This window comes from Clostridium nitrophenolicum (assembly GCF_055391695.1).
Map to the genome: position 1 here is coordinate 334,086 of NZ_AP042469.1, position 15,329 is coordinate 349,414.

Sequence of the window (15,329 nt, forward strand, 5' to 3'; positions counted from 1 at the left end):
ATGGGGGTATAGCTCAGCTGGGAGAGCACCTGCCTTGCACGCAGGGGGTCAAGGGTTCGAATCCCTTTATCTCCACCATACGGGCTTATAGCTCAGCTGGTTAGAGCGCACGCCTGATAAGCGTGAGGTCGATGGTTCGAGTCCATTTAAGCCCACCAATTGTTCTTTGAAAATTGCACAGTGATATTAAATAAAAGTAAAGCTGAAGGTAAAACTACTTATTATATAAGTAAGTAACCTTTGTAGATTTAAGAATTAATATAAATTAATAGTAGCGAGCAGAACAAGGAAGCGACTGAATGAGGAGCAGAGTTTACTTTAAGGTAAATGAGCACCGCAATGAAGGAAGCTGACGCAGTAATGCGAAGGTAATATTAATTTAGATGGTCAAGCTACAAAGGGCGCATGGTGAATGCCTTGGCACCAGTAGTCGAAGAAGGACGTGATAAGCTGCGATAAGCTTCGGGTAGGCGCAAATAGCCTGTGATCCGAAGATTTCCGAATGGGGCAACCCACACTACTAACGTAGTGTACTGTAAACTGAATTCATAGGTTTATAGGGATATACCCGGGGAACTGAAACATCTAAGTACCCGGAGGAAGAGAAAGAAAAATCGATTTCCTAAGTAGCGGCGAGCGAAAGGGAAAGAGCCCAAACCAGGAACTTGTTCCTGGGGTTGAGGACAGATCATAAACGGAGAGGTATCTTAATTGAAGAGAGCTGGAAGGCTCCGCCGTAGAAGGTAACAGCCCTGTAAGTGAAAAGAGAAGACTCTAGATCTGCTCCAGAGTACCACGAGACACGTGAAACCTTGTGGGAAGCAGGGAGGACCACCTCCCAAGGCTAAATACTAACTGGTGACCGATAGTGAAGCAGTACCGTGAGGGAAAGGTGAAAAGAACCCCGGGAGGGGAGTGAAATAGAACCTGAAACCGTGTGTCCACAACCGGTCAAAGCACTTTTACGTGCGATGACGTGCTTTTTGTAGAACGAGCCAGCGAGTTACGATATGTAGCAAGGTTAAGCACTTAAGGTGCGCAGCCGAAGGGAAACCGAGTCTGAATAGGGCAATAAGTTGCATGTCGTAGACCCGAAACCGGGTGACCTATCCATGGACAGGTTGAAGCGGAAGTAAAATTCCGTGGAGGACCGAACCACGTTGGTGTTGAAAAACCATGGGATGAGCTGTGGATAGCGGAGAAATTCCAATCGAACTCGGAGATAGCTGGTTCTCCTCGAAATAGCTTTAGGGCTAGCGTTGAGAATGAGTAATGGAGGTAGAGCACTGAATGGGCTAGGGGCTGACAACAGTTACTGAACCCTATCAAACTCCGAATGCCATATACTTGAATCTCAGCAGTCAGACTACGAATGATAAGATCCGTGGTCAAAAGGGAAACAGCCCAGATCATCAGCTAAGGTCCCAAAGTGTAAGTTAAGTGGAAAAGGATGTGGGATTTCTAAGACAACTAGGATGTTGGCTTAGAAGCAGCCACTCATTCAAAGAGTGCGTAATAGCTCACTAGTCGAGAGATCCTGCGCCGAAGATGTCCGGGGCTAAAACTTACCACCGAAGCTATGGGCTCGAAAGAGCGGTAGAGGAGCTTCCTGTATGGATTGAAGTCGTACCGAAAGGAGCGGTGGACTGTACAGGAGTGAGTATGCTGGCATAAGTAGCGAGAAATAAGTGAGAATCTTATTGGTCGAAAACCTAAGGTTTCCTGAGGAAGGCTCGTCCGCTCAGGGTTAGTCGGGACCTAAGCCGAGGCCGAAAGGCGTAGGTGATGGACAATCGGTTGATATTCCGATACCGCCAACTGACGTTATTACAAATGGGATGACGCAGGAGGATAAGATGTGCGCACTATTGGATGTGCGTCTAAGCACTTAGACATGTTTAACAGGCAAATCCGTTAAACTTAGTTGAGGTGTGATGGGGAGCCCTTATGGGCGAAGTATCTGATTCCACGCTGCCAAGAAAAGTCTCTATGGAGGAAGTTGGTGCCCGTACCGCAAACCGACACAGGTAGGTGAGGAGAGAATCCTAAGACCAGCGGAAGAATTGTTGTCAAGGAACTCGGCAAATTGACCCCGTAAGTTAGCGATAAGGGGTGCCTACGCAAGTAGGTCGCAGAGAATAGGCCCAAGCAACTGTTTAGCAAAAACACAGGTCTCTGCTAAAGCGAAAGCTGATGTATAGGGGCTGACGCCTGCCCGGTGCTGGAAGGTTAAGGGGAACACTTAGCGCAAGCGAAGGTGTGAACTTAAGCCCCAGTAAACGGCGGCCGTAACTATAACGGTCCTAAGGTAGCGAAATTCCTTGTCGGGTAAGTTCCGACCCGCACGAATGGCGTAATGACTTGGGCACTGTCTCGACAACAAATCCGGCGAAATTGTAGTGCAAGTGAAGATGCTTGCTACCCGCGATTGGACGGAAAGACCCCGTAGAGCTTTACTGTAGCTTAGCATTGAGTTTCGGTATTGTCTGTACAGGATAGGTGGGAGACTGAGAAACAAGGGCGTCAGCCTTTGTGGAGTCATCCTTGGGATACCACCCTGACAGTACTGGGATTCTAACCGGCGGCCATGAATCTGGTCACGGGACATTGTTAGGTGGGCAGTTTGACTGGGGCGGTCGCCTCCTAAAAAGTAACGGAGGCGCCCAAAGGTTCCCTCAGAACGGTTGGAAATCGTTCGTAGAGTGCAAAGGCAGAAGGGAGCCTGACTGCGACACATACAAGTGGAGCAGGGACGAAAGTCGGGCTTAGTGATCCGGTGGTTCCTCGTGGGAGGGCCATCGCTCAACGGATAAAAGCTACCTCGGGGATAACAGGCTGATCTCCCCCAAGAGTCCACATCGACGGGGAGGTTTGGCACCTCGATGTCGGCTCGTCGCATCCTGGGGCTGAAGTAGGTCCCAAGGGTTGGGCTGTTCGCCCATTAAAGCGGCACGCGAGCTGGGTTCAGAACGTCGTGAGACAGTTCGGTCCCTATCCGTCGCGGGCGTAGGAAATTTGAGAGGAGCTGTCCTTAGTACGAGAGGACCGGGATGGACTGACCTCTGGTGCACCAGTTGTTCCGCCAGGAGCACAGCTGGGTAGCTATGTCGGGACGGGATAAACGCTGAAAGCATCTAAGCGTGAAGCCCACCTCAAGATTAGATTTCCCATAGCGTAAGCTAGTAAGACCCCTTGAAGAACACAAGGTTGATAGGTCAGAGGTGTAAGCATGGTAACATGTTCAGCTGACTGATACTAATAGGTCGAGGGCTTGACCAACACAATTCACTGTGCAATTTTCAGAGAACAATAGTTTCTGAACACAAAAAGTAACAACTAAAAATTGATAGAAGCGAGTAGACCAAGGAAAAGCGTGAGCGAGGAGCAGAGTTTACTAATCGTAAATGAGCACCGCAGCGAGTGATTTGACGAAGAGATACGAAGCTTATAGCAATTTTTCCCCAAATCTGGTGATTATGACGTGAAGGTAACACCCGTTCCCATTCCGAACACGAAGGTTAAGCTTCACAGTGCCGATGGTACTGCAGGGGAGACCCTGTGGAAGAGTAGGTCGTCGCCAGGTAATAATTTGGCTAGATAGCTCAGTCGGTAGAGCAGAGGACTGAAAATCCTCGTGTCCCTGGTTCGATTCCTGGTCTGGCCACCAATTAAGCACTTCAATATAATTTTGAAGTGCTTTTTTATTATTATCTAGAAATAATTACAAATTTTATGAATTTTAATGAATCTCTTAAAAGGTTAAAAATATCGTGTCCAGATTGTTATATTTTGTATTCTGGGCTTCTTGTAAACTTGTGATTAAAATGTTATAATTTATGATAATATTGTGAAATATTTATTTAATTCATAAAAGATAAAATTTTGATTAATGTACTGCAAAGAATCTTTCGATATGAGAGGAGGATTATTGAACATTTATTATAGAATAAGTTCAATAAAGAATTATGATAGACGAAAATAAAATTAAAGCTGCCGTTAAAATGATTATAGAAGCTATAGGTGAAGATCCAAAAAGCGAGGGATTAGCAGAAACTCCTGATAGAATTGCTAGAATGTACAAAGAAATCTTTTCTGGAATGAATGAAAACCCATCTGAGCATTTAAAGAAAACTTTTACCGTAGAAAGCGATGGTATAATTTTAGAAAAGGATATACAATTCTATTCTATGTGTGAACATCATTTCGTTCCTTTTTACGGAAAAGCGCATATAGCGTATATACCTAATGGCAAAGTTGCTGGATTAAGCAAATTGGCAAGAACTGTAGAAGTTTTTGCTAAGAGACCTCAACTACAAGAAAGAATGAATCTGCAGATTGCTGAAGCTATAATGGAACATTTAGGCGCTTTAGGTGTTATGGTTGTAATAGAGGCTGAGCATATGTGTATGACAATGAGGGGGGTAAAAAAGCCAGGAAGTAAAACTGTAACTTCAATTACAAGAGGGAAGTTTGCTGAGGATCAAAAACTTAGAGATGAAGTATATAGAATGATTAAAATTTAACAAGGGGATGTAATTTCTTGGATAAAGTAAATTCTATATTAAATAATAATAGATTTAACGAATATTTAATGAAGAATCAAGAATGGGAAATTGGAAGAAGGTTCTGTTGTCACGACTTACAGCATTTCATGGATGTTGCTAGAATAGCATATATAATGGTATTAGAAAACAAAATTAACATAGATAAGGAAACAGTATATGGTGCAGCATTACTTCATGATATAGGTAGATGGATGCAGTACCAAGATGGGACACCCCATGAAATTGCCAGTTACAAACTAGCAGATGATATATTAAATGAGTGTAATTATAAGCAAGAGGAAAAAACAATAATTTTAAATGCTATTTTAAATCATAGAAATGAAAAAAGTGAAAAAAGTACTTTTAATTATATTTTCTATCTAAGTGATAAGCTATCTAGAAGGTGTTTTAGTTGCACAGCTCTAGATGAATGTAAATGGCCAAAAGAAAAGAAAAATCTTAAAATACTTTATTAGAACGCTTTAGATTAAATTACTTAGAGTACAATTATAGACTCCTGCTTGTATAAGTGGGAGTCTTTTTATTATTATTAGATTATAAGGTTACTATATATTTAACCTTTTTTTCTAAGATAAAAATATTAATTGAGGGAGAACAAAAATATGGATAAAATTTATGTAAAAGATTTAGAGGTTTATGCTTTTCATGGTGTTAATCAACAAGAAAAGGATATGGGGCAAAGGTTCCTGATATCACTTGAGCTTTTTACAGATTTAAGTGAAGCTGGAGAAAGTGATGACTTAACCAAAACTGTCAATTATGCACAACTCTGTCTTAGTGTTGAGGAAAAATTCAAACAAGAAAAGTTTGATTTAATTGAGAAAGCTGCGGAAGAATTAGCAAAATTTATATTAGTAAATTATCAAATGGTTAGTAGAGTAAAGGTTAAGATAAAAAAGCCATGGGCTCCTATAGGAAAGCCTTTGGACTATGCGGCAGTGGAGGTTGATAGACAGTGGCATACAGCATATATTGCTATGGGATCTAATATGGGAAATAAAGAGGATAACTTAAACTCTGCTATAGAGCTTATAAATAGTTCAGAGGTAGCAATGGTAACAAAGACCTCTAAATTTTATGAAACAAAGCCAGTAGGATATTTAGAGCAAGATACTTTTCTAAATGGTGCATTAGAAGTAAAAACGCTTTTAACGCCTAAAAGGTTGATAAACTTTTTATTAGATAAAGAAAAAGATTTAAAACGCGAAAGAATAATAAAGTGGGGACCAAGAACTATAGACTTAGATGTATTACTCTATGATAACTTGATAACATCAGATGAAAATATTATTGTCCCACATCCAAGAATGCATGAAAGGTTATTTGTCTTAAAACCTTTATCTGATATAGTGCCATATATCATACATCCTGTGTTGAATGAAAGAATTATTGATTTAATGAATAAAATTTCTAAAGAACAGGAATTATAGTATTGTGATATAGCAAAGTTAAGTAAACTTATCCTAGAGTGTCTATAACAAAAAAAGTGAGAAATAACGAACAATAAATAAGTAAAGTAAAGATAAACTTAAATTAAGGCATTTTGTTATAGACACTAAGTTTTATTAAGTGATATGATAATACATGTCGCTTGAAGAAACGACAAAGCTTAACAAAAATAACTTGAAAAAAGTTATTGACAAGGTTAAGCAGCTGTGATAAACTACAATAGTCGCTGCGAGAGAGCGACATGATCCTTGAAAATTAAACAGAGGTTAAAAGTTATTTAAACTTTTATTAAGTAAACTAAACCAGCAATTCTTTTGAACTACTTGTTAGTAGTCAAAAACAACAGTAATGAGCATTCAAACTTTTAAATTGAGAGTTTGATCCTGGCTCAGGACGAACGCTGGCGGCGTGCCTAACACATGCAAGTCGAGCGATGAAATCCTTCGGGATGGATTAGCGGCGGACGGGTGAGTAACACGTGGGTAACCTGCCTCAAAGAGGGGGATAGCCTCCCGAAAGGGAGATTAATACCGCATAACATTAGTTTTTCGCATGGAGAACTAATTAAAGGAGTAATCCGCTTTGAGATGGACCCGCGGCGCATTAGCTAGTTGGTGAGGTAAAGGCTCACCAAGGCGACGATGCGTAGCCGACCTGAGAGGGTGATCGGCCACATTGGAACTGAGACACGGTCCAGACTCCTACGGGAGGCAGCAGTGGGGAATATTGCACAATGGGCGAAAGCCTGATGCAGCAACGCCGCGTGAGTGATGAAGGCCTTCGGGTTGTAAAGCTCTGTCTTTTGGGACGATAATGACGGTACCAAAGGAGGAAGCCACGGCTAACTACGTGCCAGCAGCCGCGGTAATACGTAGGTGGCGAGCGTTGTCCGGATTTACTGGGCGTAAAGGATGCGTAGGCGGATTTTTAAGTGAGATGTGAAATACCCGGGCTTAACTTGGGTGCTGCATTTCAAACTGGAAGTCTAGAGTGCGGGAGAGGAGAGTGGAATTCCTAGTGTAGCGGTGAAATGCGTAGAGATTAGGAAGAACACCAGTGGCGAAGGCGACTCTCTGGACCGTAACTGACGCTGAGGCATGAAAGCGTGGGTAGCAAACAGGATTAGATACCCTGGTAGTCCACGCCGTAAACGATGAGTACTAGGTGTAGGAGGTATCGACCCCTTCTGTGCCGCAGTTAACACAATAAGTACTCCGCCTGGGAAGTACGATCGCAAGATTAAAACTCAAAGGAATTGACGGGGGCCCGCACAAGCAGCGGAGCATGTGGTTTAATTCGAAGCAACGCGAAGAACCTTACCTAGACTTGACATCTCCTGAATTACTCGTAATGGAGGAAGCCCTTCGGGGCAGGAAGACAGGTGGTGCATGGTTGTCGTCAGCTCGTGTCGTGAGATGTTAGGTTAAGTCCTGCAACGAGCGCAACCCTTATCATTAGTTGCTACCATTAAGTTGAGCACTCTAGTGAGACTGCCCGGGTTAACCGGGAGGAAGGTGGGGATGACGTCAAATCATCATGCCCCTTATGTCTAGGGCTACACACGTGCTACAATGGGTAATACAAAGAGAAGCAATACAGTGATGTGGAGCAAAACTATAAAATTACCCTCAGTTCGGATTGTAGGCTGAAACTCGCCTACATGAAGCTGGAGTTGCTAGTAATCGCGAATCAGCATGTCGCGGTGAATACGTTCCCGGGCCTTGTACACACCGCCCGTCACACCATGAGAGCTGGCAACACCCGAAGTCCGTAGTCTAACCGTAAGGAAGACGCGGCCGAAGGTGGGGTTAGTGATTGGGGTGAAGTCGTAACAAGGTAGCCGTAGGAGAACCTGCGGCTGGATCACCTCCTTTCTAAGGAGTCGACAAGATAGGTAATTCTATCTTGAAGGTTTGTTTACACTCTGTTTAATCTTGAGGGATTATTTACTAGTTGATTTTGAATAATCAACATGATAAAATAAATCTCCAATTGTTCTTTGAAAATTGCACAGTGATATTAAATAAAAGTAAAGCTGAAGGTAAAACTACTTATTATATAAGTAAGTAACCTTTGTAGATTTAAGAATTAATATAAATTAATAGTAGCGAGCAGTACAAGGAAGCAATTGAATGAGGAGCAGAGTTTACTTAAGGTAAATGAGCACCGCAATGAAGGAAGCTGACGCAGTAATGCGAAGGTAATATTAATTTAGATGGTCAAGCTACAAAGGGCGCATGGTGAATGCCTTGGCACCAGTAGTCGAAGAAGGACGTGATAAGCTGCGATAAGCTTCGGGTAGGCGCAAATAGCCTGTGATCCGAAGATTTCCGAATGGGGCAACCCACACTACTAACGTAGTGTACTGTAAACTGAATTCATAGGTTTATAGGGATATACCCGGGGAACTGAAACATCTAAGTACCCGGAGGAAGAGAAAGAAAAATCGATTTCCTAAGTAGCGGCGAGCGAAAGGGAAAGAGCCCAAACCAGGAACTTGTTCCTGGGGTTGAGGACAGATCATAAAAGTTGTGATTTCTTAATTGAAGAGAGCTGGAAGGCTCCGCCGTAGAAGGTAACAGCCCTGTAAGTGAAAAGAATAGCAACGAGATCTGCTCCAGAGTACCACGAGACACGTGAAACCTTGTGGGAAGCAGGGAGGACCACCTCCCAAGGCTAAATACTAACTGGTGACCGATAGTGAAGCAGTACCGTGAGGGAAAGGTGAAAAGAACCCCGGGAGGGGAGTGAAATAGAACCTGAAACCGTGTGTCCACAACCGGTCAAAGCACTTTTACGTGCGATGACGTGCTTTTTGTAGAACGAGCCAGCGAGTTACGATATGTAGCAAGGTTAAGCACTTAAGGTGCGCAGCCGAAGGGAAACCGAGTCTGAATAGGGCAATAAGTTGCATATCGTAGACCCGAAACCGGGTGACCTATCCATGGACAGGTTGAAGCGGAAGTAAAATTCCGTGGAGGACCGAACCACGTTGGTGTTGAAAAACCATGGGATGAGCTGTGGATAGCGGAGAAATTCCAATCGAACTCGGAGATAGCTGGTTCTCCTCGAAATAGCTTTAGGGCTAGCGTTGAGAATGAGTAATGGAGGTAGAGCACTGAATGGGCTAGGGGCTGACAACAGTTACTGAACCCTATCAAACTCCGAATGCCATATACTTGAATCTCAGCAGTCAGACTACGAATGATAAGATCCGTGGTCAAAAGGGAAACAGCCCAGATCATCAGCTAAGGTCCCAAAGTGTAAGTTAAGTGGAAAAGGATGTGGGATTTCTAAGACAACTAGGATGTTGGCTTAGAAGCAGCCACTCATTCAAAGAGTGCGTAATAGCTCACTAGTCGAGAGATCCTGCGCCGAAGATGTCCGGGGCTAAAACTTACCACCGAAGCTATGGGCTCGAAAGAGCGGTAGAGGAGCTTCCTGTATGGATTGAAGTCGTACCGAAAGGAGCGGTGGACTGTACAGGAGTGAGTATGCTGGCATAAGTAGCGAGAAATAAGTGAGAATCTTATTGGTCGAAAACCTAAGGTTTCCTGAGGAAGGCTCGTCCGCTCAGGGTTAGTCGGGACCTAAGCCGAGGCCGAAAGGCGTAGGTGATGGACAATCGGTTGATATTCCGATACCGCCAACTGACGTTATTACAAATGGGATGACGCAGGAGGATAAGATGTGCGCACTATTGGATGTGCGTCTAAGCGTTTAGGTATACAGGATAGGCAAATCCGCCTGTATTAGCTGAGACGTGATGGGGAGCCCTTATGGGCGAAGTATCTGATTCCACGCTGCCAAGAAAAGTCTCTATGGAGGAAGTTGGTGCCCGTACCGCAAACCGACACAGGTAGGTGAGGAGAGAATCCTAAGACCAGCGGAAGAATTGTTGTCAAGGAACTCGGCAAATTGACCCCGTAAGTTAGCGATAAGGGGTGCCTACGCAAGTAGGTCGCAGAGAATAGGCCCAAGCAACTGTTTAGCAAAAACACAGGTCTCTGCTAAAGCGAAAGCTGATGTATAGGGGCTGACGCCTGCCCGGTGCTGGAAGGTTAAGGGGAACACTTAGCGCAAGCGAAGGTGTGAACTTAAGCCCCAGTAAACGGCGGCCGTAACTATAACGGTCCTAAGGTAGCGAAATTCCTTGTCGGGTAAGTTCCGACCCGCACGAATGGCGTAATGACTTGGGCACTGTCTCGACAACAAATCCGGCGAAATTGTAGTGCAAGTGAAGATGCTTGCTACCCGCGATTGGACGGAAAGACCCCGTAGAGCTTTACTGTAGCTTAGCATTGAGTTTCGGTATTGTCTGTACAGGATAGGTGGGAGACTGAGAAACAAGGGCGTCAGCCTTTGTGGAGTCATCCTTGGGATACCACCCTGACAGTACTGGGATTCTAACCGGTGGCCATGAATCTGGTCACGGGACATTGTTAGGTGGGCAGTTTGACTGGGGCGGTCGCCTCCTAAAAAGTAACGGAGGCGCCCAAAGGTTCCCTCAGAACGGTTGGAAATCGTTCGTAGAGTGCAAAGGCAGAAGGGAGCCTGACTGCGACACATACAAGTGGAGCAGGGACGAAAGTCGGGCTTAGTGATCCGGTGGTTCCTCGTGGGAGGGCCATCGCTCAACGGATAAAAGCTACCTCGGGGATAACAGGCTGATCTCCCCCAAGAGTCCACATCGACGGGGAGGTTTGGCACCTCGATGTCGGCTCGTCGCATCCTGGGGCTGAAGTAGGTCCCAAGGGTTGGGCTGTTCGCCCATTAAAGCGGCACGCGAGCTGGGTTCAGAACGTCGTGAGACAGTTCGGTCCCTATCCGTCGCGGGCGTAGGAAATTTGAGAGGAGCTGTCCTTAGTACGAGAGGACCGGGATGGACTGACCTCTGGTGCACCAGTTGTTCCGCCAGGAGCACAGCTGGGTAGCTATGTCGGGACGGGATAAACGCTGAAAGCATCTAAGCGTGAAGCCCACCTCAAGATTAGATTTCCCATAGCGTAAGCTAGTAAGACCCCTTGAAGAACACAAGGTTGATAGGTCAGAGGTGTAAGCATGGTAACATGTTCAGCTGACTGATACTAATAGGTCGAGGGCTTGACCAAATACAATTCACTGTGCAATTTTCAGAGAACAATAGTTTCTGAACACAAAAAGTAACAACTAAAAATTGATAGAAGCGAGTAGTACAAGGAAGCGACTGAGCGAGGAACAGAGTTTACTGATCTGTAAATGAGTACCACAGGGAGGGAGCTGACGAAGTAATGCGAAGCTTATAGCAATTTTTGTAGATCTGGTGGTAATGACGTGAAGGTAACACCCGTTCCCATTCCGAACACGAAGGTTAAGCTTCACAGTGCCAATGGTACTGCAGGGGAGACCCTGTGGAAGAGTAGGTCGTCGCCAGGTAAAGCGTTCCGTGGTAGCTCAATGGTGGAGCATTCGGCTGTTAACCGAAGGGTTGGAGGTTCGAATCCTCTCCACGGAGCCATTTTTATTTTTTGAAATTTTGTAAATCTAAAGCGATAAGACTGTTTTTATAGACAGTCTTTTATAATTAGAAATAATATTATAAGATAAAATTAAAATAATTAAAATAAAAGGAAAGTCACAGTTGACTTTCCTTTCATTTTTTATTGTTTTATTATTTTATTTCCATCACTTCTTAGTACAATAGTTCCATCTACATCCGTTCTATATACTTGAATTTTTCTTTTGGTTAGCTCATTCATTGTTTCACGATGAGGATGTCCATAGTCATTATTTTTACCACAGCTTATTATAGCTATTTTAGGTGTAACCTTATCTAAAAATGGTTTTGATGAGGATGAGGAACTTCCGTGATGGCCTACCTTAAGGACATCAGCGGATATATCATAGTTCTTGTTCAATATTTCTTTTTCACTTAGCTTTTCAGCATCTCCTGTAAATAGAAATTTTGAATTACCATAGGTTATTTTGATGACAGCTGAGTAATTGTTAACATCCTCGTAGTTATCAGCATTAGGAGCAATCATTTCGCATTTTACATTTTTGCCTAAATCTAAGTTAACTCCAGCCTTAGCAACATTTATCTTTAAGTTTTTAGATTTTAGTGCATTCATCATACTTTCGAAGGTTTTAGTATTTGCTAGCTTTTTTGGAGCATAAAATTCTCCAATATCATATTTTTTTATTACAGTATCCATTCCCCCTATATGATCTTCGTGAGGATGAGTAGCAACTACATAGTCGAGCTTCTTTATGTTTTGCTTATCTAGGTAAGAGATCAACTTATTAGTGCTTTCGTTTGTTCCAGCATCAATAAGCAAGTTCTTACCATTAACTTGTATTAAAGCACTATCTCCTTGTCCAACATCTATGTAACTTATTTTTATAGAATTTTTAGTATCTGCATTTGAAGTACCCCCAGTTGGATTAGAATTACTACATGCAGCGAATATAAATACTGATAATAAAAGCGCAGTTATGGTTTTTAAATGGGATTTAAAACGCTTCAAACTAATACATCTCCTTTCATAAATTTGTAGTACAAACATAAGTTTAACATTTTATATGAATAAGTAAAGAGAAAGTCTTGATTATAAGCTTGCCTATTGAGTAATTAGCTATCATGAGAACAATGTGCTATAATATAACATTATATAGATGTGGAAAGATTTTAACTGAAGGAGAGAAATTTTATTCATGGAAACATTTTTATTTTATTTAGATTTTTCAATTTACATGGGCAAGACCCTATTACAAAAGTTTAAGTTAGAAAAGTTAAAAAAGCATGGTACTGAGGAAGATGTTCAGCAATATATAAATAAAACTGTTGAAGAGTGGAGCAATCATGTACTAAATAAAGTACATGCTAATGTTGAAGTAGTAGGAAAAGAAAATATTACTGAAGAAACATGTCTTTATGTATCAAATCATCAAGGAAATTTTGATATACCGATTTTTTTAAATATACTTGACAGACCAGTAGGTTTTATTGCTAAAAAGGAACTTCTTAAATTTAAAACTTTTAGTTACTGGATGAAACAGATAAACTGTATATTCATAGATAGAAACAATATACGGGAATCTATGAAGTCCATGAATGAAGGAGTAGAAATACTTAAAAAAGGACATAGTATGGTTATCTTTCCAGAGGGCACTAGAAGTAAGGGACTAACAGTAGGTGAATTTAAAAAGGGAAGCATGAAACTAGCTTTAAAGGCAGGGGTTCCTGTGGTACCGGTTACTATTGATGGAAGCTATAAGTTACTAGAAAGAAATAGTGAATATGGTAAGAGTGAAAGAAAAGTTAGAATTACTATAGAAAAACCTATATATCCAAAAGAACTGTCAAAAGAACAGCAAAATAGTCTTGCTGAAGATGTAAGAAAAATTATTGTAAATAATATTAAATCATCTACTTAAATTAGTAGATGATTTAAACTCAAAAATTTCACCAGAGTTTATTAGGAAAATTCATGGATGTTAAGTACAATAACTTTTTTTCTAGTCATGGATTCAATACTATATCTTATTCCTTGAGTACCCATACCAGAAGCTTTAACACCTAAGAATGGAAAGTGATCAGGCCCTCTCTCAGTCTTATCATTAATTTGGACAGTACCGACTTCTAACTTACTTGAAACGTGAAAAGCATAATCTATGTTTTTAGTAAAGACAGAAGATTGTAGACCATACTGAGATTTATTAGCAATTTCTATGGCCTCGTCAACGCTTTGTACTCGTAGTATCGGCAAAACTGGACCAAAAGGTTCTTCCCAAGCAATGCGCATATCTGTAGTAACATTGTCAAGTAGAGTAGGATACATTAAGTTTTTTTCTCGTTTATTACCGGTAAGTAATTTTGCGCCTTTTCTCAAGGCATCATCTATTAATTCCTGAACAAAATCTGCAGAAGAACTATTAATAAGAGGGGTTACTTCGCAGTCATCTTCTGGCATTCCAACTTTAAGTTTTTTTATTTCCTCTAGCATAAGTTCTGCAAGTTTATCAGAGATATTATTTATAGCAAGAACCCGCTTAATTGCTGTGCATCTTTGACCAGAATATATATAAGCACCTGCAACTATATCCTTTGCCGCATCTCTTAAGTCTGAATCCTCAAGCACAATAGCAGCATCTTTCCCACCAAGTTCCATAAGCATAGGTACCATACCTGCAATTACTGCTATATGCTTACCTACCTCTGTGCTCCCTGTAAAATTTATAAAGTCAATTCCAGGATGAGTAACGATATAGTCTCCTATTTCAGAGCCCTTACCTGTTACTGTGTTTAGTACACCTTTTGGTATTCCAGCTTTATTAAATATTTCAGCAACGTACAAAGCACTTATAGAACCCTGGCTGGGAGGTTTCAGTATTACACTGTTTCCTGCTGCTAAGGCAGGGGCAATTTTTGATACAGAAAGATTTATCGGGTAGTTAAATGGAGAAATAGCCAATACTGTACCCAAAGGAATCCTATGAACAAAGGATACTTTATTCTTTTTAAATCCAGGAAAATTATCTCCTGTTATAGTTTCACCTTCCATGTGTTTTGCCTCGTCTGCAGTAAATCTTATAAAGCTTGCAGTTCTTTTCACTTCAGATATTGCAGAACTTTTATTTTTTGCAATCTCTTTCTGAAGAAAATCTGATAATACAGATATGTTTTCCTCTAAAAGGTTTGCGCATTCATGCAATACAGCAGCTCTTTCGTTTATAGGTTTTTCTGACCAGTCTTTTTGTGCTCTTTTAGAGTTTTCTATGGTTTTATCAATTTCATCTTTTGTCATAGCCTGCACTTTTCCAATAACATCGCCGTTAACTGGAGAGTGCACATCTATGATTGATTCACTTCTAGATTTAATCCATTCCCCATTGAAAAGATTCTTATAGACTAGACCTTCTTTTATATTTTCAAACATAAATTTCATCTCCATATATTAAATAAATGATAAATAAATGATAAATATATGTTTTAGTTTAAGCTTAAATAAAAAAAATATTACAATTTATAGCTTTTTACGATTGAAGATTTTTTGATTTTTAGAACTTATTTTTAATAGTATTGATAAAAAATTAAAAAAAGATAAAGGTTTTTGAAGTATATTGTAGGAAGAGTTTAATAGTAATGATATATGAAAATAAGTCAATAACAATACATGGTGCCAATTTCAAAGCAAAAAGGTCCTATTTTTAAGTAAAAAAGCTAAATGTGAAAAAATGACGAACTAAAATTACAATAATATAAAAATTTTTATTTGCCAATATAAAATGGAAATGTTACAATATAGGCATAAATATGCTAATATATATTGAAGT

General features: G+C 41.1%; 6 protein-coding genes, 4 tRNA genes and 5 rRNA genes. 13 read left to right on the forward strand and 2 right to left on the reverse strand.

Annotated features, from left to right (window positions below):
- Positions 1 to 2 precede the first annotated feature (2 nt).
- The 12 genes from ACZ5N4_RS01545 (at position 3) to ACZ5N4_RS01600 (ending at position 11,511) form a co-directional block, all read left to right on the forward strand.
- Positions 3 to 78, forward strand: a tRNA-Ala gene (locus ACZ5N4_RS01545).
- A 3-nt stretch (positions 79 to 81) separates the two neighbouring features.
- Positions 82 to 158, forward strand: a tRNA-Ile gene (locus ACZ5N4_RS01550).
- Between the two features lie 227 nt (positions 159 to 385).
- Positions 386 to 3,279: ribosomal RNA gene (locus ACZ5N4_RS01555) — 23S ribosomal RNA — on the forward strand.
- A 187-nt stretch (positions 3,280 to 3,466) separates the two neighbouring features.
- Positions 3,467 to 3,583 (forward strand): 5S ribosomal RNA (gene rrf, locus ACZ5N4_RS01560).
- Between the two features lie 8 nt (positions 3,584 to 3,591).
- A tRNA-Phe gene (locus ACZ5N4_RS01565) sits at positions 3,592 to 3,667 on the forward strand.
- Between the two features lie 301 nt (positions 3,668 to 3,968).
- Positions 3,969 to 4,523 carry a GTP cyclohydrolase I FolE gene (gene folE, locus ACZ5N4_RS01570; RefSeq protein WP_464210787.1) on the forward strand — a complete coding sequence of 185 codons (555 nt, stop codon included), beginning with the start codon at positions 3,969 to 3,971 and terminating at the stop codon, positions 4,521 to 4,523.
- A 17-nt stretch (positions 4,524 to 4,540) separates the two neighbouring features.
- The gene (locus ACZ5N4_RS01575) at positions 4,541 to 5,020 is read left to right on the forward strand and encodes an HD domain-containing protein (protein WP_464206561.1); all 480 of its coding nucleotides are present in this window, start codon (positions 4,541 to 4,543) and stop codon (positions 5,018 to 5,020) included.
- A gap of 147 nt (positions 5,021 to 5,167) precedes the next feature.
- Positions 5,168 to 5,995 (forward strand): 2-amino-4-hydroxy-6-hydroxymethyldihydropteridine diphosphokinase, encoded by an 828-nt coding sequence (gene folK / locus ACZ5N4_RS01580; protein WP_464206563.1) that lies wholly within the window; start codon positions 5,168 to 5,170, stop codon positions 5,993 to 5,995.
- 384 nt (positions 5,996 to 6,379) lie between these two features.
- A 16S ribosomal RNA gene (locus ACZ5N4_RS01585) occupies positions 6,380 to 7,888 on the forward strand.
- Positions 7,889 to 8,231: 343 nt separating this feature from the next.
- A 23S ribosomal RNA gene (locus ACZ5N4_RS01590) occupies positions 8,232 to 11,125 on the forward strand.
- A gap of 187 nt (positions 11,126 to 11,312) precedes the next feature.
- A 5S ribosomal RNA gene (rrf, locus tag ACZ5N4_RS01595) occupies positions 11,313 to 11,429 on the forward strand.
- Together the 16S, 23S and 5S rRNA genes with 1 tRNA gene alongside form the textbook arrangement of a ribosomal RNA operon.
- A 7-nt stretch (positions 11,430 to 11,436) precedes the next feature.
- Positions 11,437 to 11,511, forward strand: a tRNA-Asn gene (locus ACZ5N4_RS01600).
- Between the two features lie 142 nt (positions 11,512 to 11,653).
- On the opposite strand, the gene ACZ5N4_RS01605 is transcribed toward ACZ5N4_RS01600, so the two are convergent.
- The gene (locus ACZ5N4_RS01605; RefSeq protein ID WP_464206565.1) at positions 11,654 to 12,520 is read right to left on the reverse strand and encodes a ComEC/Rec2 family competence protein; all 867 of its coding nucleotides are present in this window, start codon (positions 12,518 to 12,520) and stop codon (positions 11,654 to 11,656) included.
- A gap of 187 nt (positions 12,521 to 12,707) precedes the next feature.
- Here ACZ5N4_RS01605 and ACZ5N4_RS01610 point away from each other — a divergent pair, with 187 nt between their 5' ends.
- Positions 12,708 to 13,430 carry a lysophospholipid acyltransferase family protein gene (locus ACZ5N4_RS01610; protein WP_464206567.1) on the forward strand — a complete coding sequence of 241 codons (723 nt, stop codon included), beginning with the start codon at positions 12,708 to 12,710 and terminating at the stop codon, positions 13,428 to 13,430.
- 41 nt (positions 13,431 to 13,471) lie between these two features.
- Here ACZ5N4_RS01610 and ACZ5N4_RS01615 read toward each other — a convergent pair whose 3' ends face one another.
- The gene (locus tag ACZ5N4_RS01615; protein ID WP_464206569.1) at positions 13,472 to 14,932 is read right to left on the reverse strand and encodes an NADP-dependent glyceraldehyde-3-phosphate dehydrogenase; all 1,461 of its coding nucleotides are present in this window, start codon (positions 14,930 to 14,932) and stop codon (positions 13,472 to 13,474) included.
- Between the last annotated feature and the right edge of the window lie 397 nt (positions 14,933 to 15,329).

Excerpts from the sequence above, each read along its gene's own strand:
- folK (WP_464206563.1), top strand. The coding sequence starts at position 5,168 with ATGGATAAAATTTATGTAAAAGATTTAGAGGTTTATGCTTTTCATGGT.
- ACZ5N4_RS01610 (WP_464206567.1), top strand. The coding sequence starts at position 12,708 with ATGGAAACATTTTTATTTTATTTAGATTTTTCAATTTACATGGGCAAG.
- ACZ5N4_RS01615 (WP_464206569.1), bottom strand. The coding sequence starts at position 14,932 with ATGTTTGAAAATATAAAAGAAGGTCTAGTCTATAAGAATCTTTTCAAT.